The sequence below is a fragment of the Micromonospora sp. CNZ322 genome (assembly GCF_007827755.1).
Genome location: NZ_VITD01000005.1, coordinates 218,503 through 242,229, shown reverse-complemented (window position 1 = coordinate 242,229; position 23,727 = coordinate 218,503). Strand labels below are relative to the sequence as shown.

Below are 23,727 nucleotides of genomic sequence, written 5' to 3'. Positions count from 1 at the left end.
GGATGCTGTCGCCGAACGTCCGTCCGGCTCGACTCTGTGAGAGCATCTCATGCAGCCGTCATGCCGCGAAGGGAACAGACAATGGGCGTCGACCTGGATGCCATCAACCACGCCACCCGGGTGGTGCTCGACGCCGTTCACCCTGTTCGCTACGCCCACTACATCACCCCCACCAACCTGACACAGGTACGGACGGAGTTTCTCGACGCACACAGGGCCGGCCGTGCCGTGGATCCACGTTTCGAATACCCGCCGATACCCGGTGAGCTCGCGGCCGCTCTCGACGCGGCGCGCGCCGCACCAGCGGAGGCGGGGCCGTGGCGAGAGGCCCTTGACCGAGAGTTGACGTACGCGCGGGCAGGTCTCGCGGCACTGCATTCTCGTGACCCGGAGGCGATGACGAGCTACTCGCAGAGCCAGTTCGGCGATGTTGCCGCCGCTGTCGTGGTGGACGCGTACCGGCGCCTGGGAGAGCAGCCGCCGACAGCCGACACCGAGGCGACGTGGAACTCCGACCGGGTAGCAGCCACCATGGGCCGGGTCCTGGGCGAGCTGGGCCTGGACGAGTGGACCGTCGACCACAGCGATCGCATGGCAGCGCGAATGAGTGTGGTCGGCCGGCGGCGTCAGGTGCGAGTCAAGCGGGGGGTCACTTTCACCGGTCCGACGGTGCAGCGACTGATCGTGCACGAGATCGGCACCCACGTGCTGCGCACGGCCAACGGCTTGCGGCAACCACTGCATCTCCTGGCACACGGGATCCCTGGGTACCTGGGGACCGAGGAGGGTCTCGCGGTCTGGCACGAGCAGCAGGCGGGGATGATCGATCCCGATGTCATGCGACGGTACGCGCTGCGGGTAATTGCCTGCGACACGGCGCTGCGGGCTGGCTTTCGAGCCGTTTTCGATGCTGTCCTGCCACATACCACCGCCAACGAGGCCTTCGATCTCGCACTCCGCGTGAAGCGGGGGCTGATCGACACTTCCACGCCTGGCGGCTACATCAAGGATCACATCTACCTGGGCGGCTTCATCGAGGTCACGAACCATCTGGACCGCCACCCGGGCGATCACGATCTGTTGATGGCCTGCAAGTGGCCGCTATCGGAGGTGCCGCTTTTGCGTACGCTTTTCGACGAGCGGTCGTCGATGTCACCGCACCATCGAGTCGATGAGGTGGTCGACCTGACTCGGGCAATTGTCGCCGAGGGTTGAGGTGTGGAGCCGCCGTTACTCCGTTTTGAGGACCTCCCACTTGTGATAGAAGGTGGATATCATCTCGAACAGCTCCCGGGCGCTCTGCGTCTCGGGAGTCTCCGGCCCTCGCAGGAACTTCAGTGACACCGAGTAGATGTTCCACTGCATCAGTGGCTCGATGAGCGCTGTGTAGAGATTCCCGGTGGCTCCGATGAGGACGAAAAAGCTGACGACGGCGTTGAGGGTATCGACGATTTCCGGCCCGGCCGATGCGGGGTCGATCTGTCCGGCGTCCACCTGCTGCTGCAGGAATCCCACCCGCTCCAGCGCGGCACCGGCGTCTTCCTTTGACTCGATCGTGACCGGCACTGTGCCTCCTCGTCGGTTGTGAAAACCCGGAGTCAGATTAGATTCAACAACGTGAAAGCAGTCCGCACTGACCGTTAGCCGACACGCCCGCCTCTGGCGATGGCACTGGCCCGCCCTGGGCTGTGTCCCGAGGGCTTCGCGGTGGCATCGTCAGTCACTGACCTGGCCAGCGCAGCGCGTCGTCGCGGAGCACCGCGTGCGCGCCGACGCTCTGGTTGACGATCTGCGTCACCCGCACGTCGACCGCGATGCTGGCCAGCGCCACCGCGTCCGCGCGGCTGAGCCCGTGCAGCCGCTGCATCACTGTCAGCATCGAGTCCAGCGCGGTGAACGTGGCGTCGTCGAGGGAGGCGCCGACGCCCAGGGTCAGCCACGCGTCGGGGGTACGGGCCACCGGGCCGGTGACCGGAAAGTCGTCGCGTACGTCGAAGGTCAACGTCACCTCGTCCATCGGACATTCGATCGCGGTGCCGCCGACCTCGCCGTCACCCTGTGCGGCGTGCCCGTCCCCGACGGAGAACAGCGCGTCGTCCACCGGGATCGGCAGCAGGAGGGTGCTGCCGGCGGTGAGGTCCCGACAGTCCAGGTTGCCGCCCCAGGGGCGCGGTGGGATCGTCGAGTGAAGCCCCGGCTCTGCGGGTGGCATGCCGAGCACTCCCATGAAGGGCCGTAGCGCGATCGTGTGGCCGTGCTGGTTGCGGCCGGTCATCGTCACCGGGTCCAGCGCCCAGGCGTGCACCACCGGTTGGTCCTCCTGCACGCCGTAGCGCTGGTTGAACTCACTCGGCCAGCCGCCGGCCACTGTGGTTCCCCAGCTGCCCGGGACGACCGCGTCGATGCGTACCGCGAGGGTCTGGCCAGCGCGCGCGCCGCGGACCGCGACCGGACCGATCAACGCGTGTCCGTGGTCGGGCCGGTGCTGTGCGACCCGGGGGCGGTCCCGGTTCGGCCCCCCGGGGTACGGGCCGGCGGACCACCAACAGTCCAGGGTGCGATAGGTGACGGTGTCGCCGGGGTCGATGGTGAGCACCGGCGGGAAGTCGGGGGAGAAGTGGCCGTGCAGGCTGTCGTCCCCGGGCGTGAGGATGTGTCGCATCAGTGCAGGCTAGTGGCCACGTGCGGCGGGCAGGCAGGTGCGCGGTGGGTGCCGGGCGCACCCACCGCGCACGTCTCAACCTGGGCGATGTCAACCCGAGGTGCAGGAGCGGATCTGTGGGCGGGCGCTGCTGTTGCCGTTGGTCATCGTGGTGAAGCCGAAGGTGTTGCCGCTGCCGTTGGACCGCATGGTCATGACTGTGCCGCTGCTGTCCCAGGTGGCAGTGCCGTTCCAGATCGTGGTGACCCGCTGCGGCGAGGTGATGGCAACGACCACCGTCCACGTGCTGGCGCCGCTGACCGTCACCGACGTGTTGTACCGGTCGCCCCAGACGTTGGGGGTCGTGGCGGTCGCGGTGCAGGTGCCGCCGGAGGGCGGCGGGGTGGTGGTGGGCGGCGGGGTGGTGCCGTCCGGCGCGACGGCGCGGCCGGTGGACGGCGAGATCATGCCGGGGCACAGGTTGCGGCTGGTCAGGTTGGCCATGATCTGGGGGATGGCGTCGCGGGTGTTCTGGATCCCGTCGTGCATCAGGATGACCTGACCGGCCTGGAGTCGGCTCGCATTGGCCACGATCTGGCTGACGCTGGCGCCGTTCCAGTCCTGGGAGTCCACGTCCCAGATCACCTGGCGCATGCCCAGTGACGACGCGACGGACTGCAACGTGGAGTTGGTCTCGCCGTACGGCGGCCGGAACAGCACCGGTCGGCTGCCGATGGCCGACTGGATCGCCGAGCTGGTCTGGGAGAGGTCCGACTGCATCTGAGCCTGGCTCATCGAGGTCATGTGGGCGTGGTTCCAGCTGTGGTTGGCCACCCACATGCCGGCGGCCACCTGTGCCTGCGCGGCCGACCGGTTGTTCTGGACGTTCTGCCCGACGTTGAACATGGTGGCCCGTACGCCGTTGGCGCGCAGCACGTTCAGCAGCGCGCTGGTGCTGCCGGTCGGACCGTCGTCGAAGGTGAGGCCGACGTAGCCGTTGCAGGCGGCGGCGTTCGACGGGGTGGAGGTGGCCGCGAGGACGACGCCGCACATGGCGACGGCGGTGGCCAGGACGGCGAGCGCCGCGCGCAACCGCCTGGACCACAGGGCCGTGCGGGGGAAGAGCCTGCTCATCTGGTGCCCCTTCGCGCAGGCCCGGACGCGCCCGGGGGCGGGCAGCACAGTCCGGACAGGTGTGGATGAGTGGGTAGGTGGAGCGGAAACCGCAACGAAGCCGATCGCATTGACCTCAGTGGATCGGAGTATTACAGCGAGAATTCCAACGCGTCAACAAGTTCCGGAACATCCTCGGAACAACGCAGGAAGCTGCCCGGCGGTTGGTGCAGGCATGCCTTCGGCCGGGGCGGTGCCCACACGCCGCCTCGATCCGATCAATCGATGGGTCTACCCGTTACATGATCCGGAAAGTGGCCGGAACTATCGATCGTCGATCTCCGGGCCCACCGTCGCGTGCGCAGCATCTAATAGTAAAGATTGTGAACAGAAGGTGTTACAGTCACTTTGGTCGATATCCGCTCGGGTTTCGGCCAGTGAGGTCCCTGAGAGGAGTGAGCACATGACGAGACTGCGCGCGCTGGTCGCGCTGGCGGCACTGATCGTCGCCGGTGGGCTGGTTGCGGTCATCCCGGCCACCGCCGCCTCGGCGGCGGCCTGCTCGGCATCGTGGCAGGCCTCGGCCGTCTACTGGGGAGACGCCCAGGTCTCCCACAACGGCCGCAACTACCGGGCGAAGTGGTGGACCCAGAACGAGGCGCCGCCGGGCACGACCGGCGTCTGGGAGGATCTCGGCGCGTGCGGCGGGGGCACCACGCCGCCCACCAACCCGGGTGGCTTCGTGGTCACCGAGGCCCAGTTCAACCAGATGTTCCCGGGTCGCAACTCCTTCTATACGTACTCCGGGCTCGTCGCCGCGCTCGGCGCCTACCCGGCGTTCGCGCGCACCGGCAGCGCCACCGTCCAGCGCCAGGAAGCCGCGGCCTTCCTGGCGAACGTCTACCACGAGACCGGCGGGCTCGTGCACGTGGTCGAGCAGAACACAGCGAACTACCCGCACTACTGCGACTACGGTCAGCCGTACGGCTGCCCCGCCGGGCAGGCCGCCTACTACGGTCGGGGGCCGATCCAGCTCAGTTGGAACTTCAACTACAACGCCGCTGGCAACGCCCTCAACCTGCCGCTGCTGACCAACCCGTGGCTGGTGCAGACCGACGCCGCGGTGGCCTGGAAGACCGGCATCTGGTACTGGATGACCCAGAACGGGCCGGGCACCATGACCGCCCACAATGCGATGGTCAACGGCGCCGGGTTCGGTCAGACGATCCGCAGCATCAACGGCTCGATCGAGTGCAACGGCGGAAACCCCGCCCAGGTGCAGAGCCGCGTCACCAGGTACCAGCAGTTCGTCGGCATCCTCGGGGTGTCCGCCGGAGCCAACCTCTACTGCTGATCCGTGGCCGGGCCTCGGCTTACGTCCTGGACGGAGTCGAGGTCCGGCGCATCGGCGGCCGGGCCTCGGTGGGGGTCCCGGCCGTTTTGGCGCGATCAGCCCGTTGACACGGCCGTGCTGCGCCCGGAACTATCAGCGGCAGTCCACCGCCCCGATCCTCGTTGTTCACGAAGTCCAATGACAACGATGTCAGGGCCACCGACCCACCACCCGCTCCACTCTGCCCAGACGTTCGACGTACTCGACCCGGTTCGAGTCGAAAGGCTCCGTCCCTCATGTCGCACACCCCCCTTGCGCGCCCTCTCTCACCCCGCCTGATCGCGGCGACGACAGCCGCCCTGCTACCGCTTGGCCTGCTCGTCGCCGCGCCCCTGGCGAACGCCGCCCCCACCCCCGCACCGCCGGGCAACTTCACCTCCTCGTTCGAGTCCGCCGACCCGCAGCCCGCCACCAGCACCGTGGAGGTCGGCCCGAACGGAAAGCCGATCCAGGCCAACCTGAGCGGCAAGGTCTCCACGCTGCCCGGCAGCCTGCTCGGCCAGGTCAGCGCCGTGACCGCGAGCGACGAGAACCAGCCGCGAGAGATCGCCGCAAACCTCAAGGACGACGATCCGTCGACCAAGTGGCTCGTGTTCGCGTCCAGCGGCTGGGTGACCTACCAGCTCGCCAAGCCGGCGACGGTGGTGCGCTACTCGCTGACCGCTGCCAACGACGCACCGACCCGCGACCCCAGGGACTTCGTCGTCCAGGGGTCGAACGACGGCAGCACCTGGACCGACCTGGACAAGCGCGCCGGCGAGAAGTTCAGCGGGCGCTTCGCCACCAAGACGTACAGCTTCACCAACCCGAACGCCTACGGCTTCTACCGGCTCAACGTCACAGCGAACTCCGGTGACTCCCTCGTGCAGCTCGCCGACTGGAACATCAGCGACGGCTCGGACGTCCGCCCGCCGGCCACCCCCATGGTCAGCGAGGCGACCGCCGGCCCGAACGGCGGCTACACCACGAAGCCGGACGTCGGGTTCACCGGGCTAACCGCGCTGCGCTACTCCGGCGGCGCCGAGGGCAACGGCCGGTCGTACGCGACCAACAAGCTCTTCGACGTCACCATCCCGGTCGGGCCGAAGACCCGACTGTCGTACAAGATCTTCCCCGAGTTCACCGGGGGAGACGGCCGGTACCCGTCCACCTACACCGCCGTCGACCTGCACTTCACCGACGGCAGCTACCTGAGTGGCCGCTCGCCCGCCGACCAGCACGGCTACCCGCTTACGGGTACCGGTCAGGGCGCCTCGAAGGTGCTCTTCGCCGACCAGTGGAACCTGGTGCAGGCCGATCTGGACACCGTCGCGCGCGGCAAGACGATCGACCGCATCCTGCTCGCGTACGACAATCCGCAGGCCACCGGGGAGACCCGGTTCCAGGGTTGGCTCGACGACATCGAGCTGACGGCCACACCGGCGTCGATCGACGGCTCGAAGCTGACCAACTACGTCGACACCCGACGGGGCACCAACTCGACGGGCGGCTTCTCGCGCGGCAACAACCTGCCGATCACCGCCGTGCCGAACGGGTTCAACTTCTTCACCCCGGTGACCGACGCGACCTCCGACTCGTGGGAGTACGAGTACCACCGGATCAACAACGAGGCCAACCTGCCCATGCTCCAGGGCCTCGCGATCTCCCACGAGCCCAGCCCCTGGATGGGTGACCGCAACCAGATGTCCGTCATGCCGGTCGTCGGTGGCGGGCCGCTCACCGGTCAGCCCGCCGGCCGTGCGCTCGCCTTCAGCCACGACGACGAGACGGCGCAGCCGGACCTCTACCGGGTCAGGCTCCAGAACGGCCTGGTCGCGGAGATGTCGCCCACCGACCACGCCGGGATCATGCGGTTCACCTTCCCCACCGGGCAGCAGACCGGGAGCCTCGTCTTCCACAACGGCACGTTCACCATCGGCACGGACGGCACGTTCACCGGTTGGGTCGACAACGGAAGCGGCCTGTCGGCCGGTCGTAGCCGGATGTTCGTCTCCGGCGCCTTCGACCGGGCGCCGACGGCGTCCGCCGCGACCTCGGCCACCTTCGACATCTCCGGCTCGCGGGAGGTGACGATGCGTCTCGCCACGTCGTTCCTCTCTGTCGACCAGGCGCGCCGCAACCTCGATCTGGAGGTCACCGGCAAGAGCTTCGACCAGATCCACGCCGCCGCGACGGCCGCGTGGAAGGACCGGCTCGGCCGGGTCGAGGTGCGGGGCGCCAACGAGTCGCAGTTGGTCACCATGTACTCGAACCTGTACCGGCTGAACCTCTACCCGAACTCGCAGTCGGAGAACACCGGCACCGCCGCCGCGCCGCGCTGGCAGTACGCCAGCCCGGTCTCGGCGCCGACCGGCGCGTCGACCCCCACGCGGACCGGCGCGAAGATCGTCGACGGGCAGATCTACGTCAACAACGGCTTCTGGGACACCTACCGCACCGTGTGGCCCGCCTACGCGCTGCTGTACCCGGACGTCGCCGCGAAGATCTCCGACGGGTTCGTCCAGCACTACCGCGACGGCGGCTGGATCGCCCGCTGGTCGTCCCCCGGCTACGCCGACCTGATGACCGGCACCAGCGCGAACGTGGCGCTGGCCCAGGCGTACCTCACCGGGGTCAAGCTGCCCGACCCGCTCGCGGCGTACGACGCGGCCGTCAAGGACGCGACCGTCGCGTCCGGACGCAGCGCGGTCGGGCGCAAGGGCATCGAGAGCTCCCTGTTCCTCGGCTACACGCCGACGTCCACTGGAGAGTCGGTGTCCTGGGCGCTGGAGGGCTACATCAACGACTTCGGCATCGGCAACATGGCTGCGGCGCTCGCCAAGGACCCGGCCACGCCGAAGTCGGAGCGCGCCCGTCTCAAGGAGGAATCGCGGTACTTCCTGGAGCGGGCCCGCAACTACGTCCACCTCTTCGACCCGAAGACCAAGCTCTTCCAGGGCCGCGACGCCGCCGGCAACTTCCTCGCCGGTGACCCGCTGGACTGGGGTGGCGTCTACACCGAGACCAACGGGTGGAACTTCGCGTTCACCGCCCAGCAGGACGGCCAGGGCCTGATCAACCTGTACGGCGGGCAGAAGGCGCTGCGGGACAAGCTCGACGCGTTCTTCACCACGCCAGAGAACGCCGACCGCCCCGGTGGGTACGGCGGCGTCATCCACGAGATGCTCGAAGCACGCGCGGTGCGGATGGGTCAGCTCGGCATGAGCAACCAGCCGTCGCACCACATCCCGTACATGTACAACGTCGCGGGCGCGCCGGCCAGGACCCAGGAGACGGTACGGGAGATCCTGCGCCGTCTCTACGTCGGCAGTGAAATCGGCCAGGGCTACCTGGGCGACGAGGACAACGGCGAGATGTCGTCGTGGTACATCCTCAGCTCGCTGGGCATCTACCCGTTGCAGGCCGGGTCGTCCGAGTGGGCGATCGGTTCCCCGCAGTTCACCCGGATGACCGTGCACCGCAGCAGCGGCGACATCGTCGTCAACGCGCCGAACAACAGCACGGCGAACGTCTACGTGCAGGGCGTGACGGTCAACGGCAAGAAGCAGCGCGGCTTGTCAGTGGACGTCGCGACGCTCGCCAAGGGCGGCACCATCGACTTCCAGATGGGCTCCAAGCCGTCCTCCTGGGGCAGCGGCAAGAACGACGCGCCGCCGTCGCTGACCAAGGGTGACGAGGCGCCGAAGCCGTTGCAGGACGTCACCGGCCCCGGTCTCGGCACCGCGACCGCGACCGGCGGTCAGGACGCGTCGAAGCTGTTCGACGACTCGTCGACCACGCAGCTGACCTTCACCTCGGCGACCCCGCAGATCACCTGGGCCTTCCGTGGTGGCAAGCAGAAGCCGAAGTACTACACGGTCACGTCCGGGGCCGGTGCCGGCGATCCGGCGGACTGGCGTCTGCAGGGCTCCAACGACGGCCTCACCTGGACCACAGTGGACTCCCGCACCGCCCAGGTGTTCCCGTGGCGCAACCAGACCCGCCCGTACTCGATCGACAAGCCGGGACGGTTCGCCCAGTTCCGCCTCGCCGTCACGAAGACCGTCGGCGCCGCGCAGACCAACCTCGCCGAGGTCGAGCTGCTCGCCGGAGGTGACCTCGACCTCGGGGGCGGCGACATCACGGTCACCGCAGCGGACGGCGTGCACGCGACCACCGGCGTACCCGTCTCGGTGCCGCTGGCCACCGTCACCGGCGGCGACGCCAGCGGCTACCAGGCCACCATCGACTGGGGTGACGGCACGCCGGTCACCGCGGGTACCGTGACGTTGAGCTCGCGGGCCGTCTACCGCATCGCCGGGTCGCACACCTACACCACACCCGGCTACCACCAGGCGAACGTCACGGTGACCGACGGCGAGAGCCAGAGCTCCGCGACGGTCGGCGTCGAGGTGGCGTACGCCCCGGCCTCCGGTCTCACCGCCGCGTTCGACAGCGTCTGCGTCGGCGACGAAGGGGTCCTGGCGGCGGACTGTGACGCCAAGTCGTGGGCGTACTCGCGGGCCGCCCTGGCGGCCGGTGGTGTGACCCAGGGCCAGCCGCAGCAGGTTCCCGGAACGGCGCTGCGGTTCACAGTGCCGGTGATCCCGGCCGGGCAGCCGGACAACGCCACCGGCAACGGGGCGACCATCGTCCTCGACCTTCCGCAGGACGCGAAGAGCATCTCGTTCATCGGCGCCGGAACGCAGGGCAACCAGAGCACCACCGGCACGGCGACGTTCAGCGACGGCAGCACGGCCAGCATTCCGATCCAGTTGAGCGACTGGACGCTGGGCGGCAACGCCAACGGCACCCCGTCCTACGGCAACGTCATCGTCGCCCGGACGGCGTACCGGTTGCAGGGCACGAGCCGCGACGGCGCCCAGCCGTTCCTCTTCGCCACCGCGCCGTACCAGATTCCGGCGGGCAAGACGCTGGTGTCGGTGACTCTGCCGACGCAGACCGGTGACCCTCGCTCGGCGGGTCGGATCCATGTGTTCGCCGTGGCCAACGACGGCACGCCCGCCCCGGCGCTGACGACCGACGCCCCGAAGAACCAGACGGCCACCGCCGGGCAGGCCCTCGCGGCGAACCTCGGTGCGGTGACCGGCGGCGTTCCCGGTACGACGGGCTACCGCGCCCGCGTCCAGTGGGGTGACGGCACGGTTCCGGACGACGTCACGATCGGCGCGTCCGGCGCGATGAGCGGCCAGCACACCTACGCGCGGGAGGGCACCTACACGGTGCGCGTCACCGCGTGGGACACGCTGTCGAGCAGCACCGGGTCCTTCACCGTGACCGTGGCTCGGAGCGGATCGCAGCCGGCGATCGCGCTGTCCGCGTCCGGCACCGTCACCACCGGTGGCGCGATCACCGTCAACGGCAGCGGCTTCGCTGCCGGTGAGCAGGTGACCGTCAGCGTCGGCACCGACCCGGGCCGGACCATGAAGGTCGCGGCCTCCGCGACGGGAACGGTCCGCGCGTCGGTGCCGACTTCCGGTGACGCGCAACCCGGCCGGTACGCCGTCACCGCGACGGGCGCGTCCTCGCGTACGCCGGCCACGGCCACCGTCCAGGTGACCGGGGAGCCGGAGGCGCGGACCTACCAGCCGCGGGTGGCGCTGCTGACCACCTCGGGCCCGCGCGGCACGTCGATCATGCTCGACGGTTCCGGGTTCGCGCCGAACGAGGTGGTCACTATCGCCTTCGCGACCGGACTGGCGGTCAGCACCGTGCGCGCGAACGGTGACGGCGTCATCTCCGGCGCGACGGTCAGCGTTCCGGGTGCGGCGAAGGCGGGCGCGACCAGCGTCACGCTGAACGGCGCCACGTCGGCGACGAAGGTCTCCCGACCGTTCACCGTCACCGGCTAGCACCGAGCCGGGGACAGTACAGCCGCGTGGGGCGGGCCGTGATCACGGCCCGCCCCACGCGCTCGTCGCGCAACCCACTGTTAGCGTCGTCTGCCATGGCCGATCACGCGCTGCTCGCCTCAGGGCGCGACGCCGACGTCTACGCGCTCGACGAGTCGCGGGTGCTGCGCCGCTACCGCCAGGGCGGGGACAGCGCGCCCGAGGCGGCGTTGATGGCGTACGTCGCGGCCGCCGGCTACCCGGTACCCGTGGTGTACGACGCCCATGGGCCCGAGCTGGTGCTCGAACGACTCGACGGCGAGACTCTCCTGGTGTCGATGCTCACCGGGCGCACCGGCATCGGCGCGGCCGCCGACCTGCTCGTGGGCCTGCACGACCGCCTCCACACCCTGCCGGCCCGGGTCAGCGCCGACCCGTCGGACCGCGTCCTGCACCTGGACCTGCACCCACAGAACGTCATGGTGACCTCGCGCGGGCCGGTGGTCATCGATTGGCGCAATGCGACCGAGGGGCCGGCCGACCTGGACGTGGCCATGACCGCTCTCATCCTCGCCGAGGTGGCGGTCAGTCCGGACCCGCAGCTCGCCGATCTTGCTCGGGACGGCCTCAATGCCTTTCAACGACGCGCCGAGCCGCCCCGGGCCAGCCAACTACGGCGTGCGGTGGGTCTGCGCCGGGTCGACCCCGCGCTGTCCGCCGTCGAGAAGTCCGCCCTGGGTCGCGCCGCCGCACTGGTCCACACCCGCGTGGGCTGAGGCCCAGCCGAGCGCCCAGTCGGGCTCAGTGCGGTGGCAGCAACGCGTCGACCAGGTCGCGCAGCGGCCCGACCAGGTCCTGTTCGGTGGCGGAACTCAGCGGTTCAAGCCGGATCGACGATCGCAGCACCGCGACTCCGATGCCGGCGGCGAGGGCCATCTGGGCGCGGAGCAGGAGCTGTTCGCTGCCCGGTTCGCCCGGACGCCACCCGCGAGCCGCCGCCAGCTGTTCACTGGAACGGACCAGCACGCCGCGCCGGATCTCGTCGGCCCCCGCGTCTCCGGACGATCGCAACAGCAGTGACAGCTGGCTCGACAGGCCTGCCGCGCCGAGGTCGGCGATGTGCCGGGCGATGGCCTCGGGCACCCGGTCGGCCGGCGTCTGGCCGGTGGTTCGGCGCAGCTCGTCGCCGGCCGCCCGCAGGCACGCCTCGAACAGGCCGTCCTTGGACGTGAAGTAGCGGCTGATGAGCGCCACGTTGACGCCCGCGTCGTCGGCGATGTCCCGGACAGTGGTGGCCGCGTAGCCGTCCCGGGCGAAGCGTTGGCGAGCGGCGTCGAGCAGCAACTGCCGGGTCTCGGCCGCGTCCCGACGGCGACGCTGGGCCGGTTCGCCGGCGGTGTTGCTGGTCGCGGGGACAGGCGGTTCTGCTGTCACGACGCGTCCTCTCTGTCGCTCTGGCTCGGCGTCGATGCCTAGTAAGTAAACATATGTTGACTTCCCGCCGACCGCAACGTCCGGTGCGGTCCGAGGGTGAGGTAAACGACTGTTGACATGGGCCCCAGGCTGCGCATACTGGCTAAGTCAGCAAACGTTTACATCTAGTTCGGGGATTCCATGACCCACACCATCGAGGAGCCGACCCGCCTCGGCTCCGCGCCCGGCGCCACCCCGCGCGCCAACAGCACCCTTCTGGTGCTGTACCTGTCGCTGGGCGGCCTGGCGTTCGCGGTGCTCCAGTCGCTGGTGGCGCCCGCGCTGTCGACCATCGGAAGGGACCTGGGCGTCTCGACCGGAGACATCAGCTGGGTGCTCACGGCGTACCTGTTGGCCGCCTCGGTGCTGACGCCCATTCTCGGACGTCTCGGTGACATGATCGGCAAGCGTCGGGTCCTCATCGGCGTCCTCGCGGCCCTGGCCGCGGGCACCCTGCTCGCCGCCCTGGCCCCCAACCTGACAGTGCTGATCGTCGCGCGGGCGCTACAGGGAGCCGCCGGAGCGATCCTGCCGTTGTCGATCGGCATCGTCCGCGACCAACTGCCCCGGGAGAAGGTCGGCGTCACCGTCGGCCTGCTGTCGGCGATCTTCGGGGTCGGCGCCGGTGTCGGCATCGTGGCCGCGGGCCCGATCGTGGAGCACCTGTCGTGGCACTGGCTGTTCTGGCTGCCGCTGGTCCTCGTCGTCGTCGCGCTGCTCGGAGCCATCTTCGGAATGCCCGAGTCGCGGGTCCGCACGCCCGGGCGGCTCGACATGCTCGGCGCGGCCATCCTGTCGGTCTCGCTGGTCTCGCTGCTGCTGGCCGTGAGCAAGGGGCAGGGCTGGGGCTGGACCGAGCCGAAGACAATCGGCCTGTTCCTGCTCGGCGCGGTCGCGATGGTGGTGTTCGTCCGGGTCGAGCTACGCGTACGCGAGCCGCTCATCGACATGCGCCTGATGCGGATTCGCGGTGTCTGGGCCACCGACCTCGTCGCCCTGATCCTCGGTTTCGCGATGTTCGGGACGTTCGTGCTGGTGCCGACCCTGTTGCAACTTCCCGCCGCCACCGGGTACGGGTTCGGCAAGACGGTGTCCCAGGCGGGCCTGTTCCTGCTGCCCACCGTTCTGATGATGGTGGTCTTCGGTCCCCTCGCGGGCCTGCTGGACCGTCGCTTCGGTCCCAAGGTTCCGATGTTCCTCGGCACTGTCGCGGTCGTCGTCGCATTCGCGCTGCCGGCTCTCGCGCACGGCGCGACCTGGCAGGTGCTGCTCTCCGGGGTGCTCACCGGCGCCGGCATCGGCCTGGCGTTCGCGGCGATGTCCAACGCCATCATCGAGAGCGTCCCGGCGGGGCAGACCGGCGAGGCGAGCGGCGTCAACACCATCGCCCGCACCATCGGCAGCAGCATCGGCGCGGCGGTCGTGGCGGCCGTCATCACGTCGAACAGCACCCCTACGGGGCTGCCCACCGACGCGGCGTTCACCGCCGGCTTCTGGGTGTGCGCGGGCGTCGCGGTCCTGGCCGTCTTCGCGGCACTCGCCCTGCCCTCGGCGCGTCGCCGTCACGAACAGGCCGTCGCCGCCGGTGTCGACGACCTTCCGCCCGAGCCGGTCGAGCTGCACCTGCCCCACCGGCACCACTGAGCAGGCGGCTGACAGTCGCCGAACGAGCGCAGGCCGTGTCCACTCCTGGTGGCCACGGCCTGCGCCGTTCGGTTCGACCTCAACCTGCTCGCGGTGCGCTGAGGCGGAGCTGCCAGCGCGCACCCCGGCTGGTGAGCCGGACGACGGCCAGGGGCTCCACGTCCACCTGCCGGTACGTCGCCATCGGAAGACCGAGGGCGTGCACCACCGCGACCCGGATCACCAGTGGGTGGGTGACCGCGATGACGCGTCCACCGGCTTCCTGCTGCTCGTCCAGCCAGCCGCCGACCCGATCCCGCACGGCCGTGACGGACTCACCGCCGTGCGGCGCAGACTCCGGTGCGGACAGCCAGTCGTGCAGCGCCTGCGGCTGCGATTCAGCGATCTCCTCCAGCGACCGTCCGGACCAGTCCCCGTAGTCACAGTCGGCCAACGCGGTCTCGATCGTCGGCAGCAGGCCGAAGGCGTCGGCGGTCTGTCGGGCGGCCACCGCGGGGCTGGACAGGCAGGTGGCGTTGACGCCGAGGGGCCCGCGCCGGTCTGCGCCCGCCTGGGCCTGGGCGAGTGCGGCACGCAGGCCACCCTCGTCCAGGCCGTCGTCGGCGCCGCCGAAGCGGGCCCGGCGCAGAGCGGCGGTGTGACCGTGGGCGACCAGCCGAAGGCTGGTGCCGGTCACGTGCTCGGCAGTGCGGTGCCGGCCCGGTGACGCCGCTCGTGGTGCATCAGGGCCGCGAACAGCAGGCCGATGCCGGTCCAGAGCACGACCTGGGTGCCGAGCGAGGCCAGTCGGAAACTCCACAGCAGGGTCGCCGGGAAGTCCGCCGGAACCTCCTGGAAGGACGGCATCACCACGTACGACACTGCCGTGACCAGCAGGAACCCGCCCGTGGCCCCGGCGGCGCGCAGCCACGTCGGCGCCTGGGCACCGACCGACCGGTAGCCCAGCGAGCCGGCCCACACGGCCACCAGCCCGAGCACCACCATCAACAGGTAGGTGACGGTCCGTTGGTTGATGGTGGCCGGGTCGCCGACCGCCGGCGGGTTCGCCGGGTACTTGACGAACGGCACGATCACCGCGCCGAGCAGCGCCGCGCCGGCCAGCAGCAGACCCGCCCGCCCGTCGTCGTCGCCGCGACGCCGCCGGGACAGCAGGACGTACGCCGTGGCCAGCAGGCCACCCATCGCGGCCCCGAACAGGCCGGTGGCCAGGAACAGACCGCCGCGCTGACCCGTCCGGCCGACCAGGGCGTCCTCGTGATCGTGCGCACCGGCGGCGGGCTCACCGTGCGTCGCCGCCTCCTCGATGGCGATGGCTGCCTCGACGTGCGGTTCGCCAGCGACGTACGCGAACGCCCCGGCCAGCAGGCCGGCGATCAGGCCGGCCAGCAGCCCGCGGACGAGGACGGCGAGGAACGGGGGAGCGGCGGTGGTGTTCAGTGGCACGGGACGCCCAGCAGGTGCCGGCCGTCGTGCATCAGCTCGTGCAGGTACATGCCGCTGCGCGACACCGCCCCCTGGTCGAAGGCGACGAGGTACGCCAGCAGGGTGAGCACGGCAACGGTCGCCAGAACCGTCCACATTAGACGGACACTGCCAGCGGGATGCATTACCGGCTGGCTGGAAGCGGAGCTAGACATGAATACACGAACCTCCCCAGGGATGACGCGTCCCCATCGCAAGGCTGCGGACGACCGAGCGTCCTGGCTCGCGGCCCCCAGTTGTGGTTGGGGACCGCTCACAGTGGCGCGACCGCGCCGGATTCACACCGGCTTCCCTCGCGTCGCCGCAGATAGTGGGTCGACGGTAGCGGTGCCGCCTCGGGCGGTCAACCCGGACCCCGGGCACCGAACGCGGCACCCACCGGTCGGTCAACGAGCCGACCGAGCCGCAGGGTGCCGGCGGATTCGTCAGACCAAAAGGCGACACTGCCGCAAGCCGGTCGTAGCGCGCGTTCCGCGACTCGTGAACACTCTGTTACCGCTAACATGGTCAACCTGCCAGATCGGCTCTGTGGCTCCGGGTCGACCCGGAGGGTTTCGATCAGCGGCGGGGCGGGGTGCAGAGTGGACGAACACACAGGACGGGGCCGGTGACGACCGGCGAGGTTGCGCGACGACAGGGCATCGTCGACGCGCATCATCACCTCTGGGTCCGGGCGCGGCACCCACAGCCCTGGATCGACCCGCACACCATGGCCGCGATCGACGACGACTTCACGCCGGTCGAGCTCGCCCCGGCGACCCGGGCCGCCGGGGTCACCCAGACCGTGGTCGTCCAGTCCGTCGCCGTTCGGTCGGAGACGCCCGAGCTGCTCGGCATCGCGGCCGACGACCCCCTCATCGCCGGGGTCGTCGGCTGGGTCGACCTCACCGCCGCCGATGTCGACCGTCGCCTCGCCCGACTACGCAGGGCCCGCGGCGGCGAACGGCTGGTCGGGATCCGCCACCTGGTCCAGTCCGAACCCGACCCGACCTATCTCGACCGCGCCGACGTGCGGCACGGCATCGCCGCGGTCGGTGCCGCCGGCCTCGCCTTCGACCTCCTGGTGCGCCATCATCAGCTGCCGGCGGCCGCCCGGCTCGTCCGCGACCTGCCCCAGGTGCGGTTCGTCCTGGACCACCTCGGCAAGCCCCCGCTCGGGCGCGCCGATCTCGGTGACTGGCAGCGCGACCTGCTGGCGCTAGCGGCCGAGCCCAACACGACGGCGAAGCTCTCCGGCCTGGTGACCGAGGTGGACGGCCAGTCCTGGACGACAGCCGACCTGCGGCCCGCAGTCGAGCACGCCCTGGACGTGTTCGGCCCGGATCGGCTGATGTTCGGCTCGGACTGGCCGGTGTGCCTGCTCGCCACCTCGTACACCCGCTGGGTCACCGTCCTCGGTGACCTGCTGGACCCGCTGTCGGACGACGAGCGGGCCGCGATCTGGCGCCAGACCGCCAGCCGGGTCTACCGGCTGGCCCCGTCCTGAGAGGGCAGCGCCTTCCCAACTGGGGACATAGCATGTTATCGATAACACGCTGACGGCGGCAGCGATGTCGATGTGGTCGGACGTATGCCTTCGGGGGTGCAAGTAACGATGGCAAAACATGCTTGCAAGACCTTGGCAACATACGTGAATGCGTGGCAAGGTAACGCCTGATCGTGGGAAACATCCGACCTATCCCCAAGGGGTGTGTGGCCATCTAGCCGCACCACCGTCCGAGCGGGGTCGGTCGCTCACAGGCGTTCGGCTCGTCGGCGGGTCCCCGTCGGACGCCGGCGCCGCGCTTGGGGAGGTCAGGTCCGACGATGAGTAGCGCCGAGGCAACCGCCGGCACGCAGCGCGGCGAACTCAGCGACTGGTTCCGGGAACGGATCTCCCACGCCGTCTCCGAGTTCACCGCCGCGACCGCGCTGGTCGTCCTGTTCATCGCCTTGACCTTCGCGAGTCCCTACTTCCTGACAGCGGACAACCTCTTCAACATCGGCGCCCAGACGGCGGTGATCGCCATCATCGCCACGGCCCAGACGATGGTCATCATTACGAAGGGCATCGACCTGTCCGTGGGGTCCGTCGCCGCGCTCGCCGGCGTGTTGGGCGCGATGGTCGTGCGCGACCTCGGCTTCTCACTCTGGGCGGCGACGGCGGTCGCGATCGGCGTCGGCGCACTGGCCGGGCTGTTGAACGGCCTGCTGGTGACGGTTGCCCGGATTCCGCCGTTCATCGCGACGTTGGGGACGATGTCCGTGGGTCGCGGCCTGGTCTTCATCATCACCGGAGCGGTCGGCGTCTACGGCCTTCCCCGGTCCTTCCAACTGCTCGGCAACGGGCAGATCCTCGGCATTCCGTTCGCCGTGGTGATCACCGTCCTGGTCGCCGTCGGTGTCGCCTTCCTGCTCTCCCAGACCCGCTTCGGTCAGTACACCTACGCGATGGGCTCCAATCTGGAGGCGGCCCGCCGCTCCGGAATCCGGGTCGGACGGCACCTGACCGGGGTGTACGTGCTGGCCGGCGTGCTGGTCGGGCTGGGCGGCATGATCGCCGCGTCCCGGGTCAACTCCGGCCAGCCCAACTACGGGATCTCGCTGGAACTCGACGTCATCGCCGCCGCCGTCATCGGCGGAGCCAGCCTGTTCGGCGGGCAGGGCCGGATCGTCGGAACCATCATCGGCGCGTTCCTCATCGCCCTGGTCCGCAACGGCGCCGTCCTGCTCGACATCAGCATCCACTACCAGCAGGTGATCGTCGGCGTGATCATCTGGGCCGCCGTCTACTTCGACCAGTACCGCCGCCGGCGGCTGGAATCACGGGGTTGATATGCCATTCCGAGAGTCCGAACGAGGAAGGACACACACCATGGCACACACCACCACCAGCCGGCGGACGCGAGGACGACTCCTGCGCGCGCAGGCGATCCTGGCCGCGGCCGCGGCGACCGCCCTGCTCAGCGCCTGCGGCGGGGTCGAGGTCCGTGACGGCGGCGACGGCGCGACCAAGGACGCGAGCGGCCCGTTGAAGCTCGCCGTCGTACCCAAGGCGGTCGGGGCCGACTACTGGAACACGGTCAAGGCGGGCGCCGAGTGCGCCGCGCAGCGCGCCGGGAACGTCACCGTCCAGTGGGACGGGGTGACCACCGAGACCGACGTCGAGGGCCAGGTCAACCTGATCCAGAACTTCGTCACCAAGAAGGTCGACGGCATCGTCTACGCGGCGACCGACTCCAGCGCGCTGGCGCCGGCGACCGACAAGGCACTCAGCGCCAACATCCCGGTCGCCATGATCGACTCCGGCACCAGCCCGCAGCCGTCGAACGTGCCCCTCTTCGCCACCGACAACCGCGCGTCGGCGACCGAGGCGGCGAAGCTGCTCGCCACCGAACTCGGCCCCGGCAACCACGAGGTGGCGCTCGTCGAGTTCCAGCCCGGATCGCAGACCAACACCGAGCGGGTCGACGGCTTCAAGGCCGGCCTCGCCCAGTACCCCAACCTGAAGCTGGTCGGCCAGCAGCCGAGCCGCAGCGACGTCAACGAGGCCCGACGGGTCACCGAGAACATCCTCACCGCCAACCCCAAGCTCGCCGGCGTCTTCGCGGCCAACGAGCCGAGCGTGCTCGGTGCCGCCCAGGCCATCCAGGCCGCCGGCAAGTCCGGCAAGGTGGTCATCATCGGCTGGGACGCGGCCCCAGACGAGATCGCCGGGGTGCGCAACGGCCAGATCTCCGCGCTGGTCGTGCAGAACCCGTTCAAGATGGGCTACTTCGGCGTCGACAAGATGGTCAAGCACCTTCGGGACAAGGCGCCGCTGGCTTCGGCCGACACCGGCGTCACGTTCGTCACCAAGGAGAACATCGACTCGGCGGAGATCAAGGCGGTGCTCGAGCCCAGCTGCGCCAACCCGCCGGTGCAGTGATGGGCGCGCTCCCCACTGCCACCGCGGACAGCCATCGGCAACCCACCGACGCCGAACCGCCGGTCCTCGAAGCCCGCGGCATCGTCAAGCGGTTCGGGCACGTCGAGGCGTTGCGTGGCGCCGACTTCACGGTCCGTCGAGGTGAGGTCGTCGCGCTGATCGGTGACAACGGCGCTGGCAAGAGCACCCTGATCAAGACCCTGTCCGGTGTGCACCCACCCGACGAGGGCGAGATCCGGGTCGGCGGCCGCCCTGTCCAGTTCTCCACTCCGGTCGATGCCCGACGGGCGGGAGTGGAGACGGTCTACCAGGACCTCGCCGTCGCCGACGACCTCAGCGTGGCCGCCAACCTGTATCTCGGCCGGGAGATCCTCCGCTCCGGACCACTCGGCCGGCTCGGGCTGCTGGACAAGCGCGCCATGCGCCACGGCGCTGCCGCCGCCCTCGACGAACTCGGCGTACGGATCCCCCGGGTCACCACCCCGATCGCGATGCTCTCCGGTGGGCAGCGGCAGTGCGTGGCGGTGGCCCGCGCCATCATCTGGGCAACCAACGTGGTCATCCTCGACGAGCCCACCGCGGCCCTGGGTGTGGTCCAGACCGGGCGGGTGCTCGACGTCGTTCGGCGTGCCCGTGACGCCGGCATGTCGGTGGTGCTGGTGAGCCACAACATGCCGCAGGTGCTCGAGATCGCCGACCGGGTCGAGGTCTTGCGCCTCGGTCGGCGCGCCGCCCAACTCCGCGCCGACGAGGTCACCACCGACGATCTGGTCGCGGCGATGACCGGCAGCACCAACGTGGATCGGGACGAGCGGTGACGGCTGTCGCCCAGCGGGGCGCGCGCGATCCCGCCCGTCCGGCGACCCGCAGCGGCGTCGGTTCGCCGCTGCGGCTGAGTCCACTGGGCTTCGGCGCCTCCCAGGGCGGCAATCTCTACCGCGCGACGTCGGACGAGCAGTTCGCCGCCGCGGTGGACACCGCGTGGGCAGGCGGCGTCCGATACTTCGACACGGCACCGCACTACGGGCTGGGCCTGTCCGAACGGCGCCTGGGCGCGGCCCTGCGCGCCCGCCCGCGCGGCGAGTACGTGGTCTCAACGAAGGTCGGCCGGCTGCTCGTGCCGTCACCGGAGACGGCGCACCGGCGTGATCCGGAGGGGTTCGACGTTCCCGCCGACCATCGCCGGGTCTGGGACTTCAGCCGCGACGGCGTACACCGTTCCCTGCAGGCCAGCCTTCGGCGCACCGGCCTGGACCGGATCGACGTGGTGTATCTGCATGACCCGGACGAGCACTGGGAGCAGGCCGCGCGCGAGGCGATCCCGGCATTGGTGGAGCTGCGGGAACAGGGCGTGATCGGTGCCGTCGGGGCCGGGATGAACCAGTCCGCGATGCTGGCCCGCTTCGTGGCGGAGACCGACGTGGACGTGGTGATGTGCGCCGGCCGGTACACCCTGCTGGAGCAGGGCGCCCTGACCGACCTGCTGCCCCTCGCGCAGGCCCGCCACGTCGGCGTGGTGGTCGCCGGCGTCTACAACTCCGGGCTGCTGGCCCGGGACATGCCGCCGACCGACGCCGTCTACGACTACCGGCAGGCGCCGGCAGAGGTGATTGATCAGGCCCGCCGGATAGCGCGGGTCTGTCAGATGTACGGCGTCACGCTGCCCCAGGCGGCGTTGGCGTTCGTCCGTCGTCACCCGGCCGTGGTCTCGACGGTGGTCGGCATGCGCGACGAGGCCCAGGTGACCGAAACCCTGCGTCGATCTGCTGTCGACGTCCCGGATCAGCTCTGGACGGCGTTGTACGACGAGGGGCTGCTCGACGTGCAGCCGTGAGGATCGGCCGTCACGACCGGGCCGTCTCGATGCTGGCGTCAGCGTCGTCGGGTAACCCCTGCAACGACTCCTCCACGCCGATCAGGTGGTTGGCCATCCGGGTGCGCGCCCGCTCCGGGTCGCGCGCCACGAGGGCCTTCAGGATCGCCACGTGTTCGTCATGGGTCCGCAGGTCCGCGCCCTCCTCGTGCAGACTCCGCCAGAGCCGGCCACGGATGGTGCGCCCGGCGAAGGCTTCGATCAGGCCGACCAGCACCGGATTCTCGGCGTGCACCGCGATGATCCGGTGAAAGGCGATGTCGATCTCCATGATCCGCTCGTGGTCCGGCGGTGACTGGCCGATCAACCGGGCCGCCTCGTCGAGCAGGTCACCCGCCTGGGTCAGGGCCTCGTCGGTGATCCTGGTCGCCGCCAGGCAGGCGGCCTCGCACTCCAGCAGACGGCGAACGGTGTGGATGTGGCGGGGGTCGCCCTGGCCCTGGAAGTCCACCACGAAACCCATCGGGGCCAGCAGTTGTGGCGCGTCGAGGTTGGTGACGTAGGTGCCGTCGCCCTGGCGGATGTTGACGATGCCGAGGATCGACAGGGCCGACATCCCCTCGCGCAGGGACCCCCGCGAGACACCGAGCTGCTCGGCGAGGTCCTTCTCGATGGGCAGCCGGTCCCCGGGCCTGAACTGCCCTTCGAGGATCATCCGCTTGATGCCGTTGACCACTTCGTCAGTGCGAGACATGACCGACCCCCCTAGCGGCCGGCGGGGGTGGCCTTCCCACCCGCGATCACGTACGCCGCCTCCGGAGATGACACGGTAGTCGGGTCTGTCGCCGCCCAGTAGTGGCCGTCGGGAAACCGGTAGAGCGCCACCGACTCCTGACGCATCCGGGTGGAGTAGCCGGGCTGGCTGGGCAGGACGTATCCGCTGCCGGAACCGGTGTCCCGGATGATGCAGGGATCGGTGAAGTGCTCGTGCAGGTGGTCGACGAACTCGGTGACCCGGTTGGTGAGGTCCCCCGAGATCGCGACGTAGTCGAGCACCGACACGTGTTGGACCATCTCGCACAGCCCGACACCGCCGGCGTGCGGGCACACCGGGACGTCGAACTTCGCGGCGAGCAGCAGCACGGCGACGATCTCGTTGATGCTGGCCAACCTGCCGGTGTCGAGCTGGCAGAAGTCGATGGCCTCGGCCTGGAACAGCTGCTTGAACATCACCCGGTTGTGGCAGTGTTCGCCGGTGGCGACGCCGATCGGCGCGACGGCGCGGCGGACGGCCGCGTGGCCCAGGATGTCGTCGGGGCTGGTCGGCTCCTCGATCCACAGTGGCGTGAACTGGGCGAGGGCGGTGACCCACTCGATGGCCTGACCGACGTCCCACACCTGGTTGGCGTCGATCATCAGGTTGCGATCCGGCCCGAGGATCTCGCGCGCGATCGCGCATCGGCGGATGTCGTCGTCGAGGTTGGCGCCCACCTTGAGCTTGACGTAGCCGTAGCCGGTGTCCACCGCTTCCTGACAGAGCCGGCGCAGCTTGTCGTCGCCGTAGCCGAGCCAACCCGCGGATGTGGTGTAGGCGGGGTAGCCGGTCCGGTCGAGCTCGGCGAGGCGGGCGGCCTTCGTGCCCTCCTTGGCCCGCAGGATGGCCAGTGCCTCGTCGCGGGTCAGCGCGTCGGAGAGGTAGCGCAGGTCCGCGATGTCGACGAGTTGCTCGGGGGACATGTCGACGAGCAGCCGCCACAGCGGCTTGTCGGCGAGCCGGGCGACCAGGTCCCACGATGCGTTCAGCACGGCGGCCAGGGACAGGTGGACGACGCCCTTCTCGGGGCCGAGCCAGCGCAGTTGCGAGTCGGAGGTGAGGAGGCGGTAGACCGCGCCCATGTCCGCTGCCATCGTCGCCACGTCCAGGCCCACCAGGAGCTGTGCCTGGTGGACCGCCGCCGCCGCGACGATGTCGTTGCCTCGACCGATGGTGAAGGTCAGGCCGTGCCCTGCGAGTGGCGCGCCCACGCCGTCGACGCCGTCGGTGTGCAGGACGACGTAGGCCGCCGAGTAGTCGCCGTCCTTGTTCATGGCGTCTGACCCGTCAGCGGTCAGGGAGGTGGGGAAGCGGACGTCTTCGACGGTGACGGCGGTGATCTGCGGCATGCGCTCCTCGCCCGGCTAGGCTAAAGATCAGATGATCACTGGGAGTATACGGAGGGCCGCTCCGGCGCGTCAACGATGTCGATCATCGCAGGCCCGCAGACATATGATGTTTGCCTCGCCGTGCTGATCCGCCTTGCCGCCCATCATGCCGGTTGACGGGTGAAGGTGGCGGGAGTGGCGGTCCGTGGAGATTGGATGTTCCATCCCATCACGGGGCATTGACGGTGGCGTATGAGTGCGGCCTGCGCCACCCTGGTCTCGATACGT

The 23,727-nt window shown here is 69.8% G+C and carries 19 protein-coding genes and 1 riboswitch; of the genes, 10 read left to right on the top strand and 9 right to left on the bottom strand.

The features are described from left to right. Positions 1-81 precede the first annotated feature (81 nt). Positions 82-1,215 (top strand): tyrosine/phenylalanine carboxypeptidase domain-containing protein, encoded by a 1,134-nt coding sequence (locus FB453_RS15070; RefSeq protein ID WP_186718287.1) that lies wholly within the window; start codon positions 82-84, stop codon positions 1,213-1,215. A 15-nt stretch (positions 1,216-1,230) separates the two neighbouring features. Here FB453_RS15070 and FB453_RS15065 read toward each other — a convergent pair whose 3' ends face one another. The 3 genes from FB453_RS15065 to FB453_RS15055 all read right to left on the bottom strand — a co-directional run bounded on the left by FB453_RS15065 (position 1,231) and on the right by FB453_RS15055 (position 3,775). Continuing rightward, positions 1,231-1,566 carry a hypothetical protein gene (locus FB453_RS15065; RefSeq protein ID WP_145790740.1) on the bottom strand — a complete coding sequence of 112 codons (336 nt, stop codon included), beginning with the start codon at positions 1,564-1,566 and terminating at the stop codon, positions 1,231-1,233. Positions 1,567-1,720: 154 nt separating this feature from the next. Further along, the gene (locus tag FB453_RS15060; protein ID WP_145790738.1) at positions 1,721-2,662 is read right to left on the bottom strand and encodes an acetamidase/formamidase family protein; all 942 of its coding nucleotides are present in this window, start codon (positions 2,660-2,662) and stop codon (positions 1,721-1,723) included. Positions 2,663-2,752: 90 nt separating this feature from the next. Next, a complete protein-coding gene (locus FB453_RS15055; protein WP_145790736.1) occupies positions 2,753-3,775 on the bottom strand; it encodes a polysaccharide deacetylase family protein in 1,023 nt (340 codons plus the stop codon). Positions 3,776-4,217: 442 nt separating this feature from the next. Between FB453_RS15055 and FB453_RS15050 the strand changes: the two genes are divergently transcribed. From FB453_RS15050 to FB453_RS15040, 3 genes are all read left to right on the top strand, one after another. Then, positions 4,218-5,108 (top strand): glycoside hydrolase family 19 protein, encoded by an 891-nt coding sequence (locus tag FB453_RS15050; protein WP_145790734.1) that lies wholly within the window; start codon positions 4,218-4,220, stop codon positions 5,106-5,108. A 275-nt stretch (positions 5,109-5,383) separates the two neighbouring features. Then, on the top strand, positions 5,384-10,999 hold the full coding sequence (locus tag FB453_RS15045; protein WP_145790732.1) for a GH92 family glycosyl hydrolase: 5,616 nt from the start codon (positions 5,384-5,386) through the stop codon (positions 10,997-10,999). Between the two features lie 95 nt (positions 11,000-11,094). After that, positions 11,095-11,754 (top strand): phosphotransferase, encoded by a 660-nt coding sequence (locus tag FB453_RS15040; protein WP_145790729.1) that lies wholly within the window; start codon positions 11,095-11,097, stop codon positions 11,752-11,754. Positions 11,755-11,779: 25 nt separating this feature from the next. Here FB453_RS15040 and FB453_RS15035 read toward each other — a convergent pair whose 3' ends face one another. After that, on the bottom strand, positions 11,780-12,412 hold the full coding sequence (locus FB453_RS15035) for a TetR family transcriptional regulator (RefSeq protein ID WP_486480274.1): 633 nt from the start codon (positions 12,410-12,412) through the stop codon (positions 11,780-11,782). 180 nt (positions 12,413-12,592) lie between these two features. Between FB453_RS15035 and FB453_RS15030 the strand changes: the two genes are divergently transcribed. Further along, positions 12,593-14,095: an MFS transporter gene (locus FB453_RS15030; RefSeq protein ID WP_145790727.1), complete on the top strand. Its 1,503-nt coding sequence runs from the start codon at positions 12,593-12,595 to the stop codon at positions 14,093-14,095. A 79-nt stretch (positions 14,096-14,174) separates the two neighbouring features. On the opposite strand, the gene FB453_RS15025 is transcribed toward FB453_RS15030, so the two are convergent. The 3 genes from FB453_RS15025 to FB453_RS15015 are packed head-to-tail and all read right to left on the bottom strand — an operon-like array spanning position 14,175 to position 15,675. Further along, entirely contained in the window at positions 14,175-14,771 is a 597-nt protein-coding gene (locus FB453_RS15025; RefSeq protein WP_222431353.1) for a histidine phosphatase family protein, read from the bottom strand. Continuing rightward, the gene (locus tag FB453_RS15020; protein ID WP_145790725.1) at positions 14,768-15,538 is read right to left on the bottom strand and encodes a CbtA family protein; all 771 of its coding nucleotides are present in this window, start codon (positions 15,536-15,538) and stop codon (positions 14,768-14,770) included. The genes FB453_RS15025 and FB453_RS15020 overlap by 4 nt, the downstream gene beginning before the upstream one ends. Further along, entirely contained in the window at positions 15,529-15,675 is a 147-nt protein-coding gene (locus FB453_RS15015; protein WP_486480273.1) for a CbtB domain-containing protein, read from the bottom strand. Before FB453_RS15015 ends, FB453_RS15020 begins: the two co-directional genes overlap by 10 nt. A 92-nt stretch (positions 15,676-15,767) precedes the next feature. Next, positions 15,768-15,912: riboswitch (cobalamin riboswitch) on the bottom strand. Between the two features lie 272 nt (positions 15,913-16,184). Between FB453_RS15015 and FB453_RS15010 the strand changes: the two genes are divergently transcribed. The 5 genes from FB453_RS15010 to FB453_RS14990 all read left to right on the top strand — a co-directional run bounded on the left by FB453_RS15010 (position 16,185) and on the right by FB453_RS14990 (position 21,318). Beyond that, a complete protein-coding gene (locus FB453_RS15010; protein WP_186718283.1) occupies positions 16,185-17,063 on the top strand; it encodes an amidohydrolase family protein in 879 nt (292 codons plus the stop codon). Between the two features lie 320 nt (positions 17,064-17,383). Continuing rightward, the gene (locus tag FB453_RS15005; RefSeq protein WP_091406814.1) at positions 17,384-18,391 is read left to right on the top strand and encodes an ABC transporter permease; all 1,008 of its coding nucleotides are present in this window, start codon (positions 17,384-17,386) and stop codon (positions 18,389-18,391) included. A 40-nt stretch (positions 18,392-18,431) separates the two neighbouring features. Continuing rightward, positions 18,432-19,484, top strand: coding sequence for an ABC transporter substrate-binding protein (locus FB453_RS15000; RefSeq protein WP_145790722.1), 1,053 nt, complete (start codon positions 18,432-18,434; stop codon positions 19,482-19,484). Then, complete coding sequence (locus FB453_RS14995; protein WP_145790720.1) at positions 19,484-20,302, top strand: ATP-binding cassette domain-containing protein; 819 nt, start codon at positions 19,484-19,486, stop codon at positions 20,300-20,302. Before FB453_RS15000 ends, FB453_RS14995 begins: the two co-directional genes overlap by 1 nt. Next, a complete protein-coding gene (locus tag FB453_RS14990) occupies positions 20,299-21,318 on the top strand; it encodes an aldo/keto reductase (protein ID WP_486480272.1) in 1,020 nt (339 codons plus the stop codon). Before FB453_RS14995 ends, FB453_RS14990 begins: the two co-directional genes overlap by 4 nt. Before the next feature lie 10 nt (positions 21,319-21,328). Here the strand turns inward: FB453_RS14990 and FB453_RS14985 are convergent, their stop codons facing one another. Together FB453_RS14985 and FB453_RS14980 are read right to left on the bottom strand one after the other, a co-directional pair. Then, positions 21,329-22,051: a FadR/GntR family transcriptional regulator gene (locus tag FB453_RS14985; RefSeq protein WP_112589820.1), complete on the bottom strand. Its 723-nt coding sequence runs from the start codon at positions 22,049-22,051 to the stop codon at positions 21,329-21,331. 11 nt (positions 22,052-22,062) lie between these two features. Further along, on the bottom strand, positions 22,063-23,460 hold the full coding sequence (locus FB453_RS14980; RefSeq protein ID WP_112589817.1) for an enolase C-terminal domain-like protein: 1,398 nt from the start codon (positions 23,458-23,460) through the stop codon (positions 22,063-22,065). Positions 23,461-23,727 lie beyond the last annotated feature (267 nt).